The following is a 19,921-nucleotide window of genomic DNA, read 5'->3' as shown; positions in this document are numbered from 1 at the left end:
TCAGGCTCCCGTTCGGTGGTTGAGGAGGTCGCCCTGCGACCGTCTCGAAACCATCAGGTCGACGAAGCGGTCGAAGAGGTACGCCGCGTCGTGCGGTCCGGCCGCCGCCTCCGGGTGGTACTGCACCGAGAATGCCTTCAGCGCCCCGCCGGCGTCGCGCAGCTCGAGGCCCTCGACGACGTCGTCGTTGAGGCAGACGTGGCTGACGGTGGCCTCGCCGTACGCCGTGGTGGTGGCGCCGGTGAGCGGGGCGTCGACGGCGAAGCCGTGGTTGTGGGCGGTGACCTCGACCTTGCCGGTGGTGCGGTCCATCACCGGCTGGTTGATGCCGCGGTGGCCGTAGGTGAGCTTGTAGGTGCCGAAGCCCAGCGCGCGGCCGAAGAGCTGGTTGCCGAAGCAGATGCCGAAGTAGGGCACGTCCTGGGCCAGGGCGCCCTGGAGCACCTCGACCTGGTGGGTCGTGGCGGCCGGGTCGCCGGGGCCGTTGGAGTAGAAGAGCCCGTCGGGCTCGACCGCGAGCACGTCGTCGAGGCTCGCGGTGGCGGGCAGCACGTGCACCTCCACCCCGCGCTCGGCCATCCGGTGCGGGGTCATCGTCTTGATGCCCAGGTCGAGGGCGGCCACGGTGAAGCGCTTCTCGCCGTGCGCGGGCACGACGTAGGCCTCGGTGGTGGAGACCTCGCTGGCCAGCTCGGCGCCGGCCATCTCGCCCGAGGCGCGCACCCGCTCGAGCAGCGCGGCGGGGTCGGTCTCGGTCGAGGAGATGCCCACGCGCATGGCGCCGCGCTCGCGCAGGTGGCGGGTCAGGGCGCGGGTGTCGACACCGCTGATGCCGACGACGCCCTGCTCGACGAGCTCGTCGTCGAGGGAGCGCACGGAGCGCCAGCTGCTCGGCACCCGGGCGGGGTCGCGCACGACGTACCCGGCCACCCAGATGCGGCGCGACTCGGGATCGTCGTCGTTGACACCGGTGTTGCCGATGTGCGGGGCCGTCATCACCACCACCTGGCGGTGGTAGGACGGGTCGGTGAGCGTCTCCTGGTAACCGGTCATGCCGGTGTTGAAGACCGCTTCGCCGAAGGTCTCCCCGGGGGCGCCGTACGCCTCGCCGTGGAAGGTGCGGCCGTCCTCGAGCACGAGGATCGCCGGGGCAGGGGCATGCAGGGGCACGCCGTACCTCCTTCTCCGCCTCACAGGACGGATCGTTAAAGGATGTGATCAGCGCGCTGAGCGTAGCAGCGCGCGGGCCCGCGACCGACCACGCGTCCGAGCGTCGGGCGGTGCGTCGTTCGTCGGTAATGGAGATGAATCCGGCGGACGGCAGGCGTAGCGTCGAGAGCCTTCTCCCGAGGGGGCCCGCATGGCCGACCTGCTGCTGAACCCCGCCGAGCAGTCCGCGCTCGCGACGCTGGTGGCGGCCGAGCCCGTGCCCGGCGACCCGATGCCGCCACTCGAGGCGCTCGACGCCCTGATCACGCTCGTGCCGGCCGACGCGCTGGAGACGGTGCTCGCCGACCAGCGGGGCCGCATCGTGGCCGACCGGGTCGGCCTGCCGCTCTGGGCGCCGTGGGCGAACGACGACTGCGCGGGCGACTGCGGCCCGTTCTACGTCGGCTTCATGCACTGGCCCCTGCACCCGGCGGAGGCCGCCGCCTGCCAGACCCTGCCCGGCATCGACGCCATCACGATCGGGTTCCGGGTGGGGGCCGAGCACGTCGCCCAGGTGTGCCTGGACCGGCGGCACCGGCCGTTCTCCGAGCGCGACCTCGCGCTGCTCAGGCTCGTCGCGCCCCTGCTGCAGCGGCTGCTGCGCGAGCGTCCGACCCCACACCTGCCGGCGTCGGTCACCGTGCAGGAGCGGCGGGTGCTGATGCACGTCGCCACCGGTGCCTCGAACGCCGAGATCGCCCGGGCGCTGTTCATCGCGCCCAGCACGGTGCGCAAGCACCTCGAGCACGTCTACGCCAAGCTCGGCGTGCACAACCGGCTGCAGGCCCTCGCCGTGCTGCGGGGCAGCGACATCCCCGACCTCGACCTGCGCGAACGCGTCGCAAGATACGCCTGACAGCGAATACCCCTGGCGGTCCCGCCGGCGCAACCTCGGAGGAGAGCACGATCCCCTGCCGAGAGAAGCCACTCATGTCCCACCACCGCACCACCATCACCGCCGCCGGCGCCCTGCTCTGCCTCGCACTCGCGGGCAGCGCGTCCGCCGCCATCCCCGAGCCCGAGACCGGGTCCGGGGCCACCGACCAGGAGCGTCCGTGCTTCATGGTCCGAGCCCACTGGAACGACGCCCTCGACGGCCCTCAGCCCACCTGCTGAGCATCCGGCGCCGGCGGCGGGCCTAGAAGCCGCCGCCGGCGCTGAGCCCGTTCCCGCCGGGCGGGAACCGGTGGGCCACCCTCACCTTCTTGCTGTACCTGCCGCACCGGCCGCACTCCTGCCACCGGGCCCCGGCGTTGGTGCGGGTCACCCAGCGATGGGCACCGACCCAGCAGCGCAGCGTCTTGCGCTGATCGCCCTGCTCCATGTCGACCTCCACCTCGTCGGGTCCGCCACCGTACCGGCGAGCGCCCCCGTGCCGCCCGTGTCAGCGCCACCCCAGCTCGGGGGCGACGTACCGGACGACGCTGTCGAGCAGGTGCGCGTTGTAGTCGACGCCGAGCTGGTTGGGGATCGTGAGCAGCAGCGTGTCCGCGGCGGCGATCGCCTCGTCCTGGGCGAGCTCCTCGACCAGCTGGTCGGGCTCGCCGGCGTACGTCTTGCCGAAGCGGGCGACACCACCGTCGATGTGGCCGACCTGGTCCCCTCCCCCGCCGGCCACGCCGAAGTAGGCGCGGTCGGTGCCGTTGACGATCGGGAAGATGCTGCGGCTGACCGAGACCCGCGCCTCGCGCTCGTGGCCGGCAGCCGACCACGCGTCCCGGTACATGGAGATCTGCTCGGCCTGGAGCTGGTGGAACGGCACCCCGGTGTCCTCGGTGAGCAGGGTCGAGCTCATCAGGTGCATGCCCTGCTCGGCCGTCCAGACGGCCGTCTGGCGGGTGCCCGCACCCCACCAGATCCGCTCGCGCAGGCCCGGCGACTGCGGCTCGATGCCGAGCAGGCCGGGCGGGTTGGGGAACATCGGTCGCGGGTTGGGCTCGGCGAACCGGTCCCCTTCGATCGCCCGGAGGAACCTCCGGGTGTGCTCGCGGGCCATCTCGGCGTGGTCGCCACCCTCGCCGGGGTCGTGGCCGAAGTACTTGTAGCCCTCGACGACCTGCTCCGGTGAACCGCGGCTGATGCCGAGCTGCAGCCGGCCGCCGGCGATCAGGTCGGCGGCTCCGGCGTCCTCGGCCATGTAGAGCGGGTTCTCGTAGCGCATGTCGATCACGCCGGTGCCGAGCTCGATGCGGCTCGTCCTGGCCCCGGCCGCCGCGAGCAGCGGGAACGGGGAGGCGAGCTGGCGGGCGAAGTGGTGCACCCGGAAGTAGGCGCCGTCCACGCCCAGCTCCTCGGCCGCGACCGCGAGGTCGATGGACTGCAGCAGCACGTCGGAGGCGGTGCGCGTCTGCGACTGCGGCGAAGGGGTCCAGTGGCCGAAGGACAGGAAGCCGATCTTCTTCATGCCTGCGACAACCGGCGCGCACGCGACGTTCTTCCCGCACCCCGCGGTGGGGCGCACGCCACGCCACGTCCGGGGCGAGCCGCACCGCGATCCGCCGTGGCGCAGCGCGTGGCATACCGTTGCGCCGGATGAACGAGACCGACGCCCTGCGCCATGCCACTCCGCCGTTGGTGGCGGCACTCGACGTGACGGCCAAGGCGGGTCTCGTGCTGCTCCTCGTCGTGTCCCTGCTCTACCCCGACCTGGGCAACGTCGAGGACAAGGCCGCGGGGCTGCGTGCGGCCGCCTACCCGATGCTCGCCTTCACCGTGCCGCTGGTGTGGTGGGTGTTCTGGCGCGAGCGGGCGTCGTTCCCGTGGGTGGCCGACCTGATGATCACCTCCACCTGCTTCACCGACACCCTGGGCAACAGGCTCGACCTCTACGACTCGGTGGTCTGGTTCGACGACCTGATGCACTTCATGAACACCGGGCTGATCACCGCCGCGATCATCCTGCTGACGATGCGGCACAGCTCGACCCTCGCAGCGGTCCTGGAAAGGTCGCTGGCCTTCGGGGTCACCGCGGCCGTCAGCTGGGAGATCGCGGAGTACTTCGCCTTCATCAGCAAGTCGTCGGAGAAGCGCCACGCGTACGCCGACACGCTCGGCGACCTCGCGCTCGGCTCCCTGGGCGCCATGATGGCCGGCGTCGTCGTGCACGGGATGTGGCGACGGGGCCTGCTGATGTCGGCGGCGCCCCAGCTGGAGCCCTACGTGCCTTCCGTACGCCCGGCCGCGCCCTCGGCCGCCGGCTGACGACGACCGACGGGGAGCTGGGTCCACGCGAACGCGGCCAGCCCCACCAGCACCGGCCACAGGGCGAGGCGCTCGAGCGCGCCCGCTGCGGGGCCGTCGGCGGAGAGCACGAACGCCACGGCCGCCGCGGCGGTCACGATCCCCGCAGTCAGTAGAGCGGTGGCCAGGCGCGGCCGCTCCTTCCTCAACCGTGCGCCGAGGACGACCAGCGCGACCGGCTGCGCCACGAACAAGGGAGTCGCGGCGATCGCGTGCAGGGCGGCGTCCTGGTCGAGAGGCGCGAGGCCGGTGGCGACCGAGCTCAACCCGGAGACCACCAGCAAGCCCGTGACCCACGGCCCCAGCGCCCGCGACAGCAGCAACGCACCGCCGGCCAGCAGCAGCCCGAACCCCACGAACGAGCCGTTCATCAGCTCATGGCGCGGCGAGCAGTACGCCGCCGAGCAGCCGACCTCCCCCAGCCTGCTGACCGAGTCGGAGACGAAGCTGTAGCCGCCCGTCGTCGCGGCCGCGACGATGAACTCGCTGGCGATGTAGAGCGGCCGCACGAGCAGTGCGAGCGCGCCCACATGCGCAGCGCGGTGACCGGAGCCGGGCGACTGCCAACGCCGTCGTCCTTGGGCTCGAAGCACCCGGTCACCCTAGACCGCACTGGAACTCTCACCGCCGCGTCGGTGGCCTTGAACCCTCCCCCAGTACATGTGCGGCGGAGCGACGGTTCTCAGCCCCAGAGCTGGCGACGGTCCGCTCAGTCCAGCGGGGTGTCGACCCAGCCGATGAAGCGGCTGCCGATACCCATGATCTCCTCACGATGGTGACCGCGGAGCGGAGGCGGCAGATCTGAGGGCTGATGGTGGTCGCAGCTGATGAATGTGAATGTGGGCCACCACTTCTTCGGCCGAGCTCTCTCGGCGGACCCGCAGACACTGCACACCAGATCGACCCACACCGGCTTCTTGCCGGTCCGATCGGCACGGGACTGGACCAGCCACGGTGGCGGGCTGTCCTCTATCTCACGCATCTGGGCTTCGGTGAGCGTCTTGGGCAGGCCGTGGCGACTGGCCATCTCCAGGGGGATGTCCAAGCGTTGGGCAGCGTCGCGGCGGGTGATCATCGTCCCCAACGATAGTCAGTGCCTGAAGGAGCGCGGGCCGAGCCGATCGCGGCGGAATGACGCAGTTCCGGACATGGCCGAGACCCCTTCCTGCTCCTCGAGCCGAGTCGTCGGCTGTACCTACGGCGGCTTGTCGAGGGCTGGCGTGCCTGTGCCTGGTGTTGCACCATGGATCCAGCGCAGCGCGCCATAGCCGAGCCGGTCCAGCGAGGGTCGCAACATGCTGAGTGCACGACTTACCCAGGCGGCTGGGGCACTCGCGCTGGTCGGCGGGTCGGCATGGGTGGTGGCGATTGTGGTGCACGCTCTACAGCCCGAAGGTTGCGTCGGTGACGAGTGCCTCGTCCGCCCGCAGCGGGAGGCCACCAGTGCAACGTCGTGGCTCATAGTTCTGTCAGGCGTCGCGTTGTTGGCCTTCGTCGCGGCGCTGCTGGCGGTGCTCGCACAGATTGGGGAACTTGGCTGGATTGGCGTCGCGGGTCTAGCCACCTGCGCATCCGGCATTGTCGTACTTGCCGTGATGGCTCTTCCGACCTTCCAAGATCAGACCCGTCCGCTTCCCGGCTTGGTGGCGGTCGCCGTCGGCTTGGCGCTCGTGGGTTGGACCGTGCTCCGGTCGAGCGTAGTTCCGACCTGGACCGGCATCGGGCTGCTCGCTGGCGTTCTGTTACTCGCAGGAGTCAGCGAACAGAACTCGCGTGTGCTTCTCGCGCTGCCGTTCGGCATAGCTTGGCTGATCGCCGGTGTGGTCCTGCTGCAGCGGTTCCGTACCGAGGTGGAGACCGATCCACACCCCGCCTCTGGCGCGCGACCTGACGTCGGAGGGTGAAACTCGCCTGGCGAGAAGGGACGCGGGTGCTGACCGCCTGGACACAGCTGGAGCGAAATCGAGCAGGTGATCGCGCAGAGGGACTAGCCGGGCCGAGCGCGGCGAAGTGATGCGTTAGCTCCTGTCGCAGACATGGTCCATGGGTGGCAGGCGCACTGACGCCGCTCCTTGACCACACGTGAGCCGGCGCCACCCTGCGGACGACGTACGCCGTGGCGCGGCCCTCCGTCGCACCGGGTCCACACCGGCTGCCACATCACTGCGGCCCTTGACCTCACGTGCTCCTGAGGGCGGAGGATCTAATCATGAACGATGTCCAGGAATTCCGGATCACCCTCACCGTCGATGACTTCGACGCCGCCGTGAAGCTCTACCGCGACGGGCTCGGCCTGCCGCAGATCGCCGACTGGAGCAGCCAGCAGGGACGGGTGCTGCTGCTCGATGCGGGCCGCGCAACACTAGAGCTCTTCGACGAGTCGCAGGCCGCGATGGTTGACGACCTCGAGGTCGGTCGACGAGTTTCTGGCCAGGTCCGACTCGCCCTCCAGGTGGCGAACGCGGACCGCACGGCAGCGAGCCTCGTCGAGGCCGGAGCCACGCCTGTCGCCGACGCCGTCGACACGCCTTGGGGTGACCGAAACGCTCGCGTGGCCGCACCCGACGGCATGCAGCTGACGCTGTTCACACTGGGAGAGGAATGACCGGCGGAGCATCAAGCTCTGGCTCGGGGCGGGACGTCACCGCTGATGCCGCCGCGGGTGGCTGAGTCGCATCTACGCCGAACGTCGCCGCCTGGGCCCTAGGCTGGCGCGCTCGTGGTCGAAGTGATCGCCGTACATCGACTTGTGAGCGAAGGAAGCGTATGTGCCGGGTACTCGCCTACATCGGGCCGGAAACACCTCTGGAGAGCCTGCTGCTCTTGCCGGAGAACAGTCTGATCAACCAGTCCCTCGACCCAGCGCGTCACCCGGAGCTTCAGCTGGCAGGGTGGGGATTCGGGGCCTGGAGTGAGCATCTGCTCAGGCCGGAAAAGCCCTTCATCTACCGCCGGCCGATGGCTGCGTTCTACGACGACAACGCCGACCGCATCATTCCCAGCCTCCAGGCCAGCACGATGCTCGCACATGTTCGAGCAGCCGCCTACAACTCGAAGACTGTGCTGGCCGACGAGAACTGCCACCCCTTCTCCGTCGAAGAGACCCCGTGGATCCTTGCCCAGAACGGCGACCTGCCGAACTGGGTGCTCCTGCAGCGGGAGCTGTTGCAGCACTGCGAGGACAAGTACCTGAAGCAGATGCGGGGCACGACTGACACGGAGTTCCTCTACGTGCTGCTGCTCTCCTTGATGGAGGGCGACAGCGACGAGGAGGTCCAGCGAGCGATCGAGGAGATGCTCCAGCTCATCGCCCAGGCGATGAAGGATCTCGACCTCGCGGGCCTGACCAAGTTGAAGCTGGCCCTGGTATCCCCGAATCGGATCATCGGCGTCAACGTCGGTCTCGGACACCAGGGCGAGGCCAACCCGGTCGGCGACTGGAGAGAGCTACGAGAATCCGGCCCGGGCACGAGCGACTTCGCTCTCTCGATGCTCCCGGAGCCGATGTACCTGCAACTGGGTCGCAACTTCCAGCACGACGAGACGTCCTATGACTTCGAGGTGCGCTCCGAAGAGGAGGCGACGGCCGCCATCTTCGCCTCCGAGCCACTGACAGACAGCGACGACGGCTGGTCGCACCTCGAGTTCGGTGAGATCGCCTTCCTGGAGAACCGGGGCAAGCACGTCACCAAGACCATCAAGACGTTGAGGGTCTAGGCGCGCTGGACGTCAGCAGGGGCCGGCGGCGGTTCAGCGCCCGGATCAATCGAGGGTGGCGACGCTGCGGGAGCGGGGGCAGGTGGGCAGTAGCGCCAGCGCACCAACTTCGACTCCGAGTCCGATGAGGGTGCCGTGCGGGAAGTATCCGAACGCGGCTGTGGACGCGACGGTGACCAGGAGCGTGCTGGCCATCAGCGCCCACCACCAGGTCGGGAAGTGCCTGGATCTGGCAGAGATCGCCGCTGCGATGGCGGCGACCGGGATCGCGAGCAGCACGAAGATCTCAGCGCCCCACAGGCTGCGCCACGGAGCTGGGGCGCTCTCTGCCAGGTAGCTGGCGACAGACACCGGGGCGCCCAGGAGGAACAAGACACCCACCACGCCAGGCAGCTTGCCGTAGCCGAACAGCGGCCAACCGATCAGGATCCATGCGGGAACCAGCAGCACTCCTGCCCAGGCGTACAGCTCGAGCCCGCCGGCGCCGTTGAGGTTCCGGACCAGGGCGTAGACGGGCAGGCTGTCGGCCGAACGCGCCCACGACGGTGCTTCCTGGCTGTCCCAGGCGACAAGCTGCGGGGGAAGCAGGAACAGCGCCCAGGCTGCTCCGGTCACCGCCGAGATCGTCGCCCAGGAGCGGCGTCGTCCCGCTGGCAGGGACTGTCCCCGCTGGCGCTTCGAGGCCGAGGGGTCCTCAGCTGAGGTCGACAAGATCGTTGCGCAGGTCGATGAGAGCTGCCACGAACAGGACCGCCAGGCCGGCCCGCAGCATCCAAGCGGGCCAGGCGCTGACGAGGAGCGCGCGACCAGTGTCGTAGCGGCGCAGCGAGCGGAACGCTGTGAAACCTGCCGCCAACGCAAGGGTCACCGGGAGCAGGAGGACCCACGGCGCGAGCCCGACCACGACGAGCGCGTTGGGCGGGCTCCAGCGTTCGAGAGCGCGTTCTCCGAGGACGTGCAGCAGTGCGACGTAGGCGGCTGGGAGAGCGATGAAGAGACCCGCTGCGAGCCACAACGGTCCCAGGAGCTGAAAGTCCACTCCGTCCGTGTGGACCACGATGGCCCCGATCACGATGGCGGGACCGAGCGAGATCGACAGGAGACGGAACCAAGAGGGACCGATCATCAGGCCGCGAACAATCACGTAGAACCCCGCACCGATCACTCCGAACTGCAACCCGGCTAGCGCCAGTTGAGCGGAGCCTGTCAGGGTCACCTGGCCCATCACGAAACCGTCGTCGCTGGTCACTCCAGTGGCGTCTGGGTTGAGGGCGGCGAGCAGGAGCATCGCGAGCCGTCCCAACACCCCGACGACGAACGCACCGCAGACTCCGCCTACCAACGTGAGTACGGACAGGGCTCTGGCGGCGCCAACGAGGTCGTCCCGCCAAGACGCTTGTGGTTTCGCGGATAGCACTGCGCTCGTCATTCGGGCCCTCCCAAATCGCCATGGTGAAGGACGATTGTCGGCGGCCACGAGAAACTGCCCGGAGACGGCCACGAGGCTGCCCGCTGGCGGACATGAGAACTGCCCGCTGGCGGTCATGGGATCTGCCCGACACGACGTCGTCTGCCTGACCGCCTTGCGCGGTTAAGGCCCCTTCCTCGGGTGCGATGAGCGGTGCTGAAGCGCCCCATTGCCCCCGAGGAAGGGACACCGTGAAGTCTGCCGAGGAGATCAGTCGAAAATGCAGTGACCGTAGAGGCTCACGTTGAGATGGCTGCCGGAGTCGTCAGGGCAGGAATGTCGTAGCCCAGGGCGCGAAGCTCAAGGACGAGTCTGTGTGCCCGGCGGGCGGGGTTGGGCGTCCTGGTGAGGAAGTGCTCCGGACCGAGGTCTTGATAGTCGACGTTGCGGCTCATGATCCACCAGGCGGACTCGAGGATGGTGCGGGAGATGGCGACTTTGGCCCGTTTGCGTCCGCGGCGTCGTTGCAGTCGCCGGTGTCGTTCGGCGATGTAGGTGTTCTTGCTGCGCGCGGCGGCGGTGGCACAGTCGCCGAGGATTCCGCATAGCCAGGCGTTGCCGTTGCGGGTCTTTCCGGAGAATCGTTTGCCGGCAGACTCGTTGTTACCTGGACACAGGCCGGCCCAGGAGGAGAGGTGACCGGGCGTGGCGAACCTGGCCATGTCGGCGCCGGTTTCGGCGATGATCACCTCCGACGCTCGTTTCCCGACCCCGGGGATCGTGACCAGATGCTCCTGGATCTGCCGGAAGGGCTCAATCGAGGCGTCGATCTGGATGTCGAGCTTGGCGACCGCGGCATCGAGACTGTCGATCTGGTCGAGCATCATCTGAGCGAGTAGGCCGTGGTGGTCGTCAAAGCGGCCGGTCAGGGCATCGATGAGCGCGGCGTTCTTCTTCTTGAGCCTGCCCAGCGCCAGCTCAGCGAGCTGCTCGGGCTCTCGCTGGCCCGCGATCAAGGCGGAGATCATCAAGCGTCCAGAGACGCCCATGATGTCGGTAGCGACCAGCGAGAGCTTGATGCCGGCATCCTCCAGGACGTTGTGCAGTCGTTGCACCTGGCGGGTCTTGTCGTGGATGAGGGAGGACCGGAAGCGGGTCAGATCGCGGAGCCTCCGGATCGGTGGTGGTGGCACGAAGCTGGGCCGGACCAAGCCGTGCTCGACCAGTTGTGCGATCCAGGCGGCGTCGGAGACGTCGCTCTTGCGGCCCGGTACGACCTTGATGTGCTGAGGGTTGATCAGCCAGCACTCGACGATCTCTTCGAGCAGGTAGTAGACCGGTCGCCAGTACTCGCCGGTGGACTCCATCCCGACCAACGTGACCTGCTCCTCGATGAGCCAGTCGCGCAGCGCCAGCAGTGAACGGGTGGTCGTTGCGAACGTGCGTATCTCGCTGTGGCGTCGCCCTACGCGTGTGCTCGGAACGCGTAGGCAGACCTTGACGTCGGCTTTGCCGATGTCGATGCCCGCGACGCGCTCCGCGAATGTCTCCATGACCATGTCTCCTTCCGTTGTACCAAGCGAGACACGGCCGGGAGGGCCACAGGGTGCGAAGACGATCAGTCGCGTGCTCCAAGGCAACAATCCGGGATTCCTGTTGGTGGCCCCAGCGTCCCGTTCATGCGCGGGCTCGAAAGCACCAATCTCCCGCGACGTCACCCGGCCGGGTCCCAGCACCATTTTCATCCTCCGGGGCGGCCGTGGCTACGGCCTGAGGCGATCATGAAAATCTTGGATGCCTACGACCTGACCGGGTCGTTGCGCGATGCCGGCGAGCTGGCCGGCTGCTCGCACCACACCGTGAAGCACTACGTCGAGCGCCGCGCTGCGGCCGGCGTGCTGGACAAGGCCGCGGCGCGCCCGCAGTTGATCGATGCCTACCTGGACAAGGTCGAGGAGTGGGTCGAGCGGTCCCTGGGCAAGGTCCGCGCTGACGTGGCCCACGAGAAGCTCGTGGCGTTGGGCTACACCGGTTCGGAGCGCACCACCCGCCGGGCGGTGGCGAAGGTCAAGACCGACTACCGCGCCGGTCGGGTGCGGGTGCACCGGCCGTGGGTCACCGAGCCGGGGATGTGGCTGCAGTACGACTACGGCGACGGCCCGGTCGTCGATGGTGTGAAGACGGTGCTGTTCGTGGCCTGGCTGGCCTGGTCGAGGTTCCGGGTCGTGCTCCCGCTGCGGGACAAGACGATGCCCAGCGTGTTCGCTGCCCTGGATCAGACGTTCCGGCGCCTGGGCGGGGTGCCGACCTACGTGCTGACCGACAACGAGAAGACCGTCACCGTCGAGCACATCGCTGGGATCGCGGTCCGCAACCCGCAGCTGGTCGCGTTCGCCGAGCACTACTCGGTGGTGGTCCACACCTGCGTGCCGGCCGATCCGGCGTCCAAGGGCGGCACGGAGTCGTCGGTGAAGATCAGCAAGGCCGACATCGTCCCGAAGGACACCAACCTGCGTGAGGCCTACACCAGCTTCGCTGAGCTCGAGGCGGCGTGCGAGGCGTTCTGCGCCAAGGTCAACACCCGGGCGCATCGGGTGACGAAGCGACCGCCGGACCAGATGCTCGCCGAGGAGCGGGCCCGGCTGCACCCGGTGGCGGCGGCACCGCACACGGTCGCGTTCGGGACCACCCGCATGGTGCCGGGCAACACGCCGATGGTGACGTTCGAGTCCGGGCAGTACTCGGTCCCGCACACCCTGCTCGGGGCGACGGTGTGGGTGCGCGCCCAGGGCGTCGGTGATGGTGAGCAGGTCGTGATCGTCCACGTCGGCGAGGCTGGCCCGATCGAGGTCGCGCGCCACCGACGGGCCACTCCCGGCAGCCCGCAGCTGATCGATGAGCACTTCCCGGCTCAGCCTTCCGGGCCGCTGGATCGACGACCCCGCGCGAAGAACGCCGCCGAATCAGAGTTCCTCGACCTGGGCGAGGGCGCGAGGTTGTGGCTGGTCGAGGCCGCCGCCGCGGGCACCACCAAGATGCGGGTCAAGATGGCCGAAGCACTCAGCCTGGCCAAGCTGTTCGACCCCGTCGAGGTCGACTGGGCACTCGGTCACGCCGCCGTGCACGGCCGGTTCGCCGAGGCCGACCTGTCCTCGATCCTCGACCACCACGCCCGAGGAGCAGCAGCCGGCGAGCGCGATGTGCACCGCGCCAGCGAAGACTCCTCGCTGACTCAGGGCACCAGCGCGTGGGCCCGACTCGGCCAGCACGACGGCCACGACGGCCACGGCGTGGATGGGGTGAGTCGATGAGGACCACGACAGCGGCCGCGCCGCCGCTGCCCACCGAACTCGAGGACCTGCTGCGCAAGCTGCGGCTACCGCACATCCGCCGCCACGCCCCCGAGGTCGTCGCGACTGCTAAAGCGCAACGCTGGGAACCGGTCGAGGTGTTGAAGGCGCTGCTCGTCGAGGAGGTCGCCGGCCGGGAACGCTCCGCCCTGGCCACCCGCCGCGCCGCCGCGGGATTCCCGACCGGGAAGACCTTCGATGCCTGGCAGCCCGAGATCTCCTCGATTCCCGCACCGACCCAGCAGGCGCTACGAACCCTGGAATGGGTGCACCGCCGCGAGAACCTCGTGCTGTGCGGCCCATCGGGGACCGGGAAGACGTTCCTGCTCGAGGCGCTGGGCCAGCAGTCCGTCGAGGCCGGGCTGAAGGTCGCCTGGTTCACCCTGGAAGACCTCGGGGTGCTACTGCGCCGCCACCGTGCCGACGACACCGTGTCCAAGGCCATCGCCCGCATCCTGCGAGCCGACCTCGTCATCGTCGACGACATCGGGCTACTCCCGGTCGCCACCGACGCCGCCGAAGGGCTCTACCGCCTCGTCGATGCCGCCTACGAGAAACGCTCGGTCGCGATCTCCTCGAACCTGCACCCAGCCGGGTTCGACGAGCTGATGCCCAAGACGCTGGCCACCGCCACCGTCGACCGGCTGCTGCACCACGCCCACGTCTGCCAGACCTCAGGCGAGTCAGTCCGACTCACCCAGGCACTCGCAGGCCAGGGGGTGAACCCCTTGAGCTGACCACCCTGGACCGTGGTGGCCAAAGCCCCCCGTGGGCAGATCCCATGGCCACCACCGGGCAGATCTCGTGACCGTCACCGGGCAGGTTTCATGACCGCCCCTGGGCAGTTCTCACTGGCCCTTGACAGACGATCACTGGGACGGCCATACCCCGAACGGGTCATTGCACCGAAGCCTGCCGCCGTGGTCTCAGGCACCCTCACAGCTGCAGTCGGCGCGTCGAGATGCACCGACAGGCGGCGGAAGGACGCAGCAAGTCGCCACAACGGCATTCTTGAGTCCACGAGCAGGGATACGCTCGAGTTCCGCGGGCGTCACTCGTCAGTTTCGATGAGCAGAGGGGTCAGCATGGCCGACGACTACACATCAATCGTCTACGACTATTTGAGGTCCCTGGGCCAGCCCGGCGACGAAGTGATGACGGCCATCCGTCCGTGGCTCGAGCGTGAATACGGCCTCAGCTATGCGGAGGCTGCGAAGGCTAGGTCCATCGCGATGAAGGAACTCAAAGCTCAGGGAAGGGCTGAGCGCCTCAACACTCGGAGCAGGTACGTGCGCATTCTCGCCTGACTCGTCAGTTGCTAACGATAGTGGCTAGAGACTGCTGGTGCGGAAGCGGCGGAAAGACGCAGCGCCGCTTGGCCGCCGCGCACGACCGCGGGGAGGGGGCCGCAAGGCTGAGGACGCTTGTCGGTGCCCAGCCCTAGTATCGGCGAATGGAATCGAATCCGGCCAGCACAATCCCGGCGATCGTTCAGGCAAGCTTGATCATCCCCTCGGACATCCAGGCGCGCATCGATGCGGGTGAGCTCTACCGAATCGGAGGCGTCGTCCGCGACATAGCGACCAAGCAGATCGCGGCTCTTCTGGATGAGGCGCCCACTGTCGAGCTGGTGGCCAAGGAGGCAGCCGAGAAGTTTTCGAAGGTGAGCTTGCCCAAGTTCGAACTGTCGAAGCTGGACCTCTCGAAGGTCGACCCGAAAGCCGCTGGTGGAATGCTTGCGGGCGCAGCGCTCCTCGGCATTGGCATCACCTGGGGCTACACCAAATGGAAGCGGGCTGCCGATGCGGCAGTTCCGACCCACCTCGAAGCCGAAGCACTCGTCGAGGCGTCCGTGGGGGTGCCGCAGTGCATGACCAACCTCGGGACGTCGCTTGAGGAGTACCTCACCGCCGCCCGCGAAGCTCGCCTAAGCCCGAAGATCGTCGATCAACTCGCTGCAGATCTGACTGCCGTTCAGGCGTACTCGGAGGAGGGAAACGCTGTCTCGTTCACGCTCGACCAGTTGCTGCCGTTCTTCGAGATCGTGACGGCCCACACCCCGAACTTGGCCGAGTCCTACTCGGTCGAGCTAGATGATCTGGACGAGCAGGATTCCGACGGCGGAGTCGTGGTCCACCTGCGCCGGCACCTCGAGACCCAAAGTCAGATTCTCGCTAACGTCGGGTGAGACGACTCCCGCCTAGACGGCTCGGCGTCTGTACGGCTTGATCAAGATTCCCGTGTTCCGGCTCTCAGCGATGCGCCCTACGCGGCGGAATGACACGCACGCGGACGAGAGACGCAGTTCGCGACTGTGCCGCCTCAAGCAACTTCCTGTGGTCGGAACCGATTATTACTAAGGTGGCGGGCATGGCGCCCGAAACTTCAGCGATTACCGCATGGACCTTCATGCAAGAGATTCCCATCCCGCCCGACGTGGCTGGTCTCATGGTGGAGGGTGAGACTCCGGTCGCCGCGTTCAAGACCTTCCGGGACAGCGCGATCTTCACGACCAAGCGTCTGATCGTCCGCGACGCGCAGGGCATGACCGGAAAGAAGGTCGAGATCTACTCCCTGCCGTACAGCGCCATCAATATGTGGTCATCCGAGAATGCCGGGGGGCTGCTGGACACTAATGCCGAGCTTGAGATGTGGACGAGGGCCGGACACATCAAGATCAAGGTCGGCAAAGGTGCCGACATTCGCCGATTGGACGCTTTGATTGCGTGGGCGGTGCTCAAGTAGTCACAGGCCCGGACATGCGAACACGGCCGCCCTCATCCGCGGGGGAATCGAGGCGTGCACTCTTACACGCCAGCGACGTAGGCGGTCAGAAAGTGGACTCCGTGCCGGTCCAGGTTGCCGCGGGCGCGGTCGTAGTGCTCTGTCGTGCGCGGGTCGGCATGTCGGGCCAGGATCTGGGCGTCTCGGAGTGGGACGCCTGCGTCAAGCGCGTTGGTGATGGCAGCGTGCCGCAGGGAGTGCGGGCTGATATGGCGGGGGATGCCGGCGACCTTCGCGATTCGGGCGACCATCCGGTATGCGTCGCGGCGATCGATCGGATTGCCCGAGACTGGTCGGAGGATGAGTGGTCCGGTAGTGCGCTGGCCGCGGCAGGCCTCCAGGACGCGTAGGACCGGGACGGTGATCGGCATGGTGGCGGGCTTATTGCCCTTACCGATCAGGTGCAGCACGCGGTGGCCTCGAAGGGTCTCGGCGTAGTCCTCGATCCGCACGGCAGCGGCTTCGGATGCTCGAAGAGCGTTGATGCCGAGCAGGAAGGCCAGAGCACCGTGGTGAACGGTGAGGGTCTGAGCGACCTGGAGGAACCGGATGAGTTCGAGCCGGTCCAGTCCCTGGGTTCGAGACTCGTCGCGATGGACCTTCGGGAGCCTCGCGTAGACAGCTGGGTCGGAGACGATGAGCCCGTCGATGTGCGCGAACCGGAAGAAGCCTCGGACCGCGTGCATCATCGTGACGACGGAGGAGTCCATCAGGCCGGAGTCGCCGAGTTGGCGGACGTAGAGCTCGATGTGAGCGCGCTGAATCCCCTGCAAGGGGTCAAGCCCGTGGTCTTCGCACCAGGCGAACCAGCGTCGCAGCTGGAAGGCATACAGCCGGTGGGTGTGTCCGGAGTAGCGAACAAGGTAAGAGACCGCCGCCAGCTGGGCGGGCGACATATCGGTCGGTCGGAAGGGCAGGAGTGCTGTCGTGCCTGACATGGAGCCGCCTCGCGGCGGCCTGGTTCTGTCCGGTCCCGCCCGCCGTCAACGCGACCGGGAGTCTGGACCTCTCGACGCTAGTCCTCTCGCCACGAGCGTCCGCGTCCGCTGAGCGGCGAATAGACGCGCTCAGTCGGACTCGGGCGGCGCAACCGGATAGTCGACTCCGAAGTGACCAGCAATCGCAGATGTGGTCTCGCAGCCCCAGTCAGCTTTGCGAGCGATCGGCTCATCCTCGAAGCCGCTGTCGCACGGGCCACTACCGGAGCCGCAGTCTCGGTGAACGGCCAAGATGCGTCGGGCGAGCGGATCGTTGATGGAATTCAGCCGACGCATCGCGTCGACCCATCGCGCCACTGGAGTGGGTCCATCGTCGATCTCATAGACGACGTCCGTGTGAAGCTGCTGACTGGCTTCCTCGTCGTACTCGTACCGCGTCATATCGGGACGCTACTTCCGCAGGCGACGTAACAGCTCACGAAACGCTGGACGCACCGCCGAGCTGGCACTACCTGCCTTCTCAGAAACAGTGCGGGCATCCCAGGCCGCGCTTCCTCGCTAGCGGGGGTATGAGGCACAGTTCAGGACCTCGCAGGTGCCCGGATCGAGACGTTTCGCGAAAGCCCCGCTCGTCGGAGCAGGGCCCCGGGAGACTGCCTTCGTGCGCATCGGAACATGGAACCTTGCGGGACGTTGGGACGCCCGACACCTCGCCCTCATTCGGACGATGGATTGCGATGTGCTGCTGCTTGCCGAGGTCTCCGAGCGCCTCGACGTGCCGGGGTACGACTTGCATCTCGGACGGCTGCTGATGGCGCCCAAGCGACGGTGGGCTGCGGTCGCTTCGCGCTTGTCAATGTCGCCTGAACCGGATCCCCACGGCGCCTCGGCCATGGTCGAACTGGAGGGGCTGCGCGTCTGCTCCTCGATTCTCCCCTGGCGCTCTTGTGGCACCCGGGACCCGTGGGTCGGTGTCACCAGCGCCGAGAAGACCAGCGCCGCAGTTGCCGAGATTGAGGCCAGCGCACCTGCGGTCTGGGGCGGAGACTGGAACCACGCCCTATCGGGCAGAGAGTGGACAGGCTCTGTCGCCGGAAGGCGGTCCCTGCTTTCGGCCGTCGAACGACTGGGGCTCCAAGTGCCCACGGCTTCGTCGCCGCACCAGATCGAGGGCTCCTCAGCATCGACCACATCGCCGTCCCCAAGTCCTGGGTCGTCAGCGCCAAGCAGCGACATCGAGCCTTCGTCGAGGCGACCCGCATCTCCGACCACGACGCGTACGTCGTGGAGGCCGCCTGTGCCCTAGCTGTTGACTAACAAATGGGCGGGAGTCCGGCGATCGCGGCGGATAGACGCATTCACCCCGGCACGCTCGGGCGATCGCCCGAGCTGAGATGCCAGCCAGCCGACGCGATGCGCCGTGCTCAAAGGTCCCACCCGTCCGTTCGGGCATCGAGGATCCACTGCCGAAGCTGCGCGACGATGTCGATTGCACTGATGACCCGGATCTCGGCGCACTTCCGGTAGTGCTGCTTTTGGTCCTCACCCGCCGCCTGGTACATCCGAGCCTTGGCGTTGTCGCTGTGCCACACCTGCGCGTTCAGGTAGGCGTCGGCGTATTCGTAGTCTGGCGAGAGCATCTCCAGATCGACACCACTCGGAGAGACGCCTGGAGGACCGAAATTGACCTGCTGGATCGCGGTCTTCCCCTCGGGTAGTGGCACCTTTGCTTCACCGATGAGACCCGAGTAGACGAAGACGTGCTTCTTCCAGGCCTTTAGCCCTTCGCGGCCCGCCTTCAGTCTGCCCCGAAGTTCCTCGTGCTCTCGCTCGATGCGGTTCGTGAGCACGTTGAAACTGATTGATTCCTGCTCCAGAAAGATCACCGACCGCATCAACGTGGCCAGGTAGACCCACTGCTCCTCAGGCAAGAGGTTCCGGTCCAGCTTGGCCGTCTCGGTCCCGCTCTCAGGGTCCTGGGTGACAACGATCTTAATGGTGGAATGGGTGCCGGCAAGCGGGTGGGCGACGATCTTGTCAGCCCGGTCCATGAACGTGGCGACGGCTGTCTTGAGGTCGTCGCTGCTCTTGTTTCGCTCGGCCACGGTTAGATCCTAGGGAGCCGCAGAGAAGGTCGGCAGCATTCGGGCTCCGCCACGCATGCCCCAGGCGATTTCGACATGTGCCTTCTGGCGATGCCAACAGGCGGCGACATGACGCTGGTGGCCCGTCACCGGTTCGTGCGGCGCTTAGCGATGAGCTAGCGCCCTGATCGAACCCGGATCCACTCCGCTCGTGCTTGGTCGTAGGCGGTCTTGGCGCGCGCATACTCAGCATCGGCCCTAACCTTGTCTGCAATGTATGCAGCGTCGGCTTTGGCCTTCCTGTCGGTCCATGCGGCATGTCGAGGGTTAGGAATCTTTCGCTGTTGCGAGCCGTAGATTCGGATGCACTTCGTGCCGACACGTGCCTGCCTGCTACGGGGATCCGTCAGGGGGCGACCACACTTGACGCAGTTATCCGCCAGGTCCCAGACCGTTGAGGAGGGCGGTAACCCAACCCACTGTTTCCGAACTCGACGTCGCCGGGGCCGGCGTGGTTTAGGCCCCGGCGCTTGGCGCGCCTGCCGAGGAGTCCGCCGACGAGTCTGCCGTACCGCATGCGTAGGCGCGGTGTGTTCCGGTGAGGCGGCGAGTTCACTGTCGGGCGTTGCTTCCGTAATTGCCTCGATGTCGATGCTGGAGACTTGATTCTTCGACGGGCGCGACTGTCGATCGGACGCTGCCCGCACGGGGTCGAGGGTGTCCGACAGCGCTCGAGAGGCGTTGAGCAGAAGCTGGGCATCCTCATCTAGTTTCGAGCAACCCAGCGGCCAACCCCGGGCCGCGCCATGGCGCGGGGAAGTCGACACATCGGTCACTCCAGGCCACCGGCGTCTCAGGAGTGTCGTACTTCCGTATCAGCCCCAGAGCGTCTTTTGGCCAAGCGGCGTTCGGACCCGGACACCTTTCCTACTCCCGGCTGGTGCTCGCCTGATTTCGAGCGGCAGCGGTACTCGAGTGACCCTGGCGCGAACGGCGCCCTTGACTATCAGGAGCGCTCGGTCCGTTAGTACCGCCTGGACCCAGATATGTGCGCTGACGCTGTATGTGGCGTGAGTGTGCCAGTCTGAAGTGGCCCCACTTGGAGCCGTAGTGCTGGCTTGAAGTGGCCCCACCCTCGACCTACTTGTCCCCGTACTTTCGTGCCCGTCTGCCAAGGCGAGTCACGAGAGA

The 19,921-nt window shown here is 67.5% G+C and carries 23 protein-coding genes; 11 read left to right on the top strand and 12 right to left on the bottom strand.

Annotated features, from left to right (window positions below; translation table 11 throughout):
* Positions 1-1,170: a glutamine-hydrolyzing carbamoyl-phosphate synthase small subunit gene (gene carA, locus QWJ41_RS17515; protein ID WP_302709728.1), complete on the bottom strand. Its 1,170-nt coding sequence runs from the start codon at positions 1,168-1,170 to the stop codon at positions 1-3.
* Positions 1,171-1,360: 190 nt separating this feature from the next.
* Here carA and QWJ41_RS17510 point away from each other — a divergent pair, with 190 nt between their 5' ends.
* Together QWJ41_RS17510 and QWJ41_RS17505 are read left to right on the top strand one after the other, a co-directional pair.
* Positions 1,361-2,065 carry a response regulator transcription factor gene (locus tag QWJ41_RS17510; protein ID WP_302709727.1) on the top strand — a complete coding sequence of 235 codons (705 nt, stop codon included), beginning with the start codon at positions 1,361-1,363 and terminating at the stop codon, positions 2,063-2,065.
* 74 nt (positions 2,066-2,139) lie between these two features.
* Positions 2,140-2,325 (top strand): hypothetical protein, encoded by a 186-nt coding sequence (locus tag QWJ41_RS17505; RefSeq protein ID WP_302709726.1) that lies wholly within the window; start codon positions 2,140-2,142, stop codon positions 2,323-2,325.
* Between the two features lie 22 nt (positions 2,326-2,347).
* Here the strand turns inward: QWJ41_RS17505 and QWJ41_RS17500 are convergent, their stop codons facing one another.
* On the bottom strand, positions 2,348-2,533 hold the full coding sequence (locus QWJ41_RS17500; RefSeq protein ID WP_302709725.1) for a hypothetical protein: 186 nt from the start codon (positions 2,531-2,533) through the stop codon (positions 2,348-2,350).
* A 60-nt stretch (positions 2,534-2,593) separates the two neighbouring features.
* On the bottom strand, positions 2,594-3,613 hold the full coding sequence (locus tag QWJ41_RS17495) for an LLM class flavin-dependent oxidoreductase (protein WP_302709724.1): 1,020 nt from the start codon (positions 3,611-3,613) through the stop codon (positions 2,594-2,596).
* A 128-nt stretch (positions 3,614-3,741) separates the two neighbouring features.
* Here QWJ41_RS17495 and QWJ41_RS17490 point away from each other — a divergent pair, with 128 nt between their 5' ends.
* Positions 3,742-4,410, top strand: coding sequence for a DUF2238 domain-containing protein (locus QWJ41_RS17490; RefSeq protein ID WP_302709723.1), 669 nt, complete (start codon positions 3,742-3,744; stop codon positions 4,408-4,410).
* Here QWJ41_RS17490 and QWJ41_RS17485 read toward each other — a convergent pair.
* Together QWJ41_RS17485 and QWJ41_RS17480 are read right to left on the bottom strand one after the other, a co-directional pair.
* The gene (locus QWJ41_RS17485; RefSeq protein WP_302709722.1) at positions 4,365-4,979 is read right to left on the bottom strand and encodes a DUF998 domain-containing protein; all 615 of its coding nucleotides are present in this window, start codon (positions 4,977-4,979) and stop codon (positions 4,365-4,367) included. The two genes, QWJ41_RS17490 and QWJ41_RS17485, sit on opposite strands and share 46 nt — an antisense overlap.
* Before the next feature lie 179 nt (positions 4,980-5,158).
* Positions 5,159-5,524 carry a hypothetical protein gene (locus QWJ41_RS17480; protein ID WP_302709721.1) on the bottom strand — a complete coding sequence of 122 codons (366 nt, stop codon included), beginning with the start codon at positions 5,522-5,524 and terminating at the stop codon, positions 5,159-5,161.
* Between the two features lie 220 nt (positions 5,525-5,744).
* On the opposite strand from QWJ41_RS17480, the gene QWJ41_RS17475 reads away from it, so the two are divergent.
* The 3 genes from QWJ41_RS17475 (at position 5,745) to QWJ41_RS17465 (ending at position 8,166) form a co-directional block, all read left to right on the top strand.
* Entirely contained in the window at positions 5,745-6,353 is a 609-nt protein-coding gene (locus tag QWJ41_RS17475; RefSeq protein ID WP_302709720.1) for a hypothetical protein, read from the top strand.
* A 305-nt stretch (positions 6,354-6,658) separates the two neighbouring features.
* Positions 6,659-7,054: a VOC family protein gene (locus QWJ41_RS17470; RefSeq protein WP_302709719.1), complete on the top strand. Its 396-nt coding sequence runs from the start codon at positions 6,659-6,661 to the stop codon at positions 7,052-7,054.
* Positions 7,055-7,215: 161 nt separating this feature from the next.
* A complete protein-coding gene (locus QWJ41_RS17465; protein ID WP_302709718.1) occupies positions 7,216-8,166 on the top strand; it encodes a class II glutamine amidotransferase in 951 nt (316 codons plus the stop codon).
* 45 nt (positions 8,167-8,211) lie between these two features.
* On the opposite strand, the gene QWJ41_RS17460 is transcribed toward QWJ41_RS17465, so the two are convergent.
* The 3 genes from QWJ41_RS17460 to QWJ41_RS17450 all read right to left on the bottom strand — a co-directional run bounded on the left by QWJ41_RS17460 (position 8,212) and on the right by QWJ41_RS17450 (position 11,127).
* Positions 8,212-8,781, bottom strand: coding sequence for a hypothetical protein (locus tag QWJ41_RS17460; protein ID WP_302709707.1), 570 nt, complete (start codon positions 8,779-8,781; stop codon positions 8,212-8,214).
* Between the two features lie 79 nt (positions 8,782-8,860).
* On the bottom strand, positions 8,861-9,415 hold the full coding sequence (locus QWJ41_RS17455; RefSeq protein ID WP_302709706.1) for a hypothetical protein: 555 nt from the start codon (positions 9,413-9,415) through the stop codon (positions 8,861-8,863).
* A gap of 458 nt (positions 9,416-9,873) precedes the next feature.
* Positions 9,874-11,127 carry an IS110 family RNA-guided transposase gene (locus QWJ41_RS17450; RefSeq protein ID WP_302709705.1) on the bottom strand — a complete coding sequence of 418 codons (1,254 nt, stop codon included), beginning with the start codon at positions 11,125-11,127 and terminating at the stop codon, positions 9,874-9,876.
* A 228-nt stretch (positions 11,128-11,355) separates the two neighbouring features.
* Between QWJ41_RS17450 and istA the strand changes: the two genes are divergently transcribed.
* The 5 genes from istA (at position 11,356) to QWJ41_RS17425 (ending at position 15,669) form a co-directional block, all read left to right on the top strand.
* Entirely contained in the window at positions 11,356-12,885 is a 1,530-nt protein-coding gene (gene istA / locus QWJ41_RS17445) for an IS21 family transposase (RefSeq protein WP_302709703.1), read from the top strand.
* Positions 12,882-13,661 (top strand): IS21-like element helper ATPase IstB, encoded by a 780-nt coding sequence (istB, locus tag QWJ41_RS17440; RefSeq protein ID WP_302709702.1) that lies wholly within the window; start codon positions 12,882-12,884, stop codon positions 13,659-13,661. Before istA ends, istB begins: the two co-directional genes overlap by 4 nt.
* Positions 13,662-14,009: 348 nt before the next feature.
* Entirely contained in the window at positions 14,010-14,231 is a 222-nt protein-coding gene (locus QWJ41_RS17435) for a hypothetical protein (RefSeq protein WP_160007269.1), read from the top strand.
* Between the two features lie 146 nt (positions 14,232-14,377).
* A complete protein-coding gene (locus QWJ41_RS17430) occupies positions 14,378-15,112 on the top strand; it encodes a hypothetical protein (protein ID WP_302709701.1) in 735 nt (244 codons plus the stop codon).
* Between the two features lie 182 nt (positions 15,113-15,294).
* The gene (locus QWJ41_RS17425) at positions 15,295-15,669 is read left to right on the top strand and encodes a PH domain-containing protein (protein WP_302709783.1); all 375 of its coding nucleotides are present in this window, start codon (positions 15,295-15,297) and stop codon (positions 15,667-15,669) included.
* Between the two features lie 62 nt (positions 15,670-15,731).
* On the opposite strand, the gene QWJ41_RS17420 is transcribed toward QWJ41_RS17425, so the two are convergent.
* From QWJ41_RS17420 to QWJ41_RS22075, 4 genes are all read right to left on the bottom strand, one after another.
* Positions 15,732-16,646, bottom strand: coding sequence for a tyrosine-type recombinase/integrase (locus QWJ41_RS17420; protein WP_302709700.1), 915 nt, complete (start codon positions 16,644-16,646; stop codon positions 15,732-15,734).
* Between the two features lie 129 nt (positions 16,647-16,775).
* A complete protein-coding gene (locus QWJ41_RS17415; protein ID WP_302709699.1) occupies positions 16,776-17,087 on the bottom strand; it encodes a hypothetical protein in 312 nt (103 codons plus the stop codon).
* 983 nt (positions 17,088-18,070) lie between these two features.
* Positions 18,071-18,751 (bottom strand): hypothetical protein, encoded by a 681-nt coding sequence (locus tag QWJ41_RS17410; protein WP_302709698.1) that lies wholly within the window; start codon positions 18,749-18,751, stop codon positions 18,071-18,073.
* A gap of 155 nt (positions 18,752-18,906) precedes the next feature.
* Complete coding sequence (locus tag QWJ41_RS22075; protein ID WP_369292736.1) at positions 18,907-19,437, bottom strand: DUF6011 domain-containing protein; 531 nt, start codon at positions 19,435-19,437, stop codon at positions 18,907-18,909.
* Between the last annotated feature and the right edge of the window lie 484 nt (positions 19,438-19,921).

Source organism: Nocardioides cremeus, assembly GCF_030518195.1.
Classification (GTDB): domain Bacteria; phylum Actinomycetota; class Actinomycetes; order Propionibacteriales; family Nocardioidaceae; genus Nocardioides; species Nocardioides cremeus.
This window is presented reverse-complemented; position numbering and strand designations above follow the sequence as displayed.

What these genes read in the sequence shown, in the direction of transcription:
- QWJ41_RS17510 (WP_302709727.1), top strand. Translation starts at nt 1,361, where the DNA reads ATGGCCGACCTGCTGCTGAACCCCGCCGAGCAGTCCGCGCTCGCGACG.
- QWJ41_RS17505 (WP_302709726.1), top strand. Translation starts at nt 2,140, where the DNA reads ATGTCCCACCACCGCACCACCATCACCGCCGCCGGCGCCCTGCTCTGC.
- QWJ41_RS17500 (WP_302709725.1), bottom strand. Translation starts at nt 2,533, where the DNA reads ATGGAGCAGGGCGATCAGCGCAAGACGCTGCGCTGCTGGGTCGGTGCC.
- QWJ41_RS17495 (WP_302709724.1), bottom strand. Translation starts at nt 3,613, where the DNA reads ATGAAGAAGATCGGCTTCCTGTCCTTCGGCCACTGGACCCCTTCGCCG.
- QWJ41_RS17490 (WP_302709723.1), top strand. Translation starts at nt 3,742, where the DNA reads ATGAACGAGACCGACGCCCTGCGCCATGCCACTCCGCCGTTGGTGGCG.
- QWJ41_RS17480 (WP_302709721.1), bottom strand. Translation starts at nt 5,524, where the DNA reads ATGATCACCCGCCGCGACGCTGCCCAACGCTTGGACATCCCCCTGGAG.
- QWJ41_RS17475 (WP_302709720.1), top strand. Translation starts at nt 5,745, where the DNA reads ATGCTGAGTGCACGACTTACCCAGGCGGCTGGGGCACTCGCGCTGGTC.
- QWJ41_RS17470 (WP_302709719.1), top strand. Translation starts at nt 6,659, where the DNA reads ATGAACGATGTCCAGGAATTCCGGATCACCCTCACCGTCGATGACTTC.
- QWJ41_RS17465 (WP_302709718.1), top strand. Translation starts at nt 7,216, where the DNA reads ATGTGCCGGGTACTCGCCTACATCGGGCCGGAAACACCTCTGGAGAGC.
- QWJ41_RS17450 (WP_302709705.1), bottom strand. Translation starts at nt 11,127, where the DNA reads ATGGAGACATTCGCGGAGCGCGTCGCGGGCATCGACATCGGCAAAGCC.
- istA (WP_302709703.1), top strand. Translation starts at nt 11,356, where the DNA reads ATGAAAATCTTGGATGCCTACGACCTGACCGGGTCGTTGCGCGATGCC.
- istB (WP_302709702.1), top strand. Translation starts at nt 12,882, where the DNA reads ATGAGGACCACGACAGCGGCCGCGCCGCCGCTGCCCACCGAACTCGAG.
- QWJ41_RS17435 (WP_160007269.1), top strand. Translation starts at nt 14,010, where the DNA reads ATGGCCGACGACTACACATCAATCGTCTACGACTATTTGAGGTCCCTG.
- QWJ41_RS17430 (WP_302709701.1), top strand. Translation starts at nt 14,378, where the DNA reads ATGGAATCGAATCCGGCCAGCACAATCCCGGCGATCGTTCAGGCAAGC.
- QWJ41_RS17425 (WP_302709783.1), top strand. Translation starts at nt 15,295, where the DNA reads ATGGCGCCCGAAACTTCAGCGATTACCGCATGGACCTTCATGCAAGAG.
- QWJ41_RS17420 (WP_302709700.1), bottom strand. Translation starts at nt 16,646, where the DNA reads ATGTCAGGCACGACAGCACTCCTGCCCTTCCGACCGACCGATATGTCG.
- QWJ41_RS17415 (WP_302709699.1), bottom strand. Translation starts at nt 17,087, where the DNA reads ATGACGCGGTACGAGTACGACGAGGAAGCCAGTCAGCAGCTTCACACG.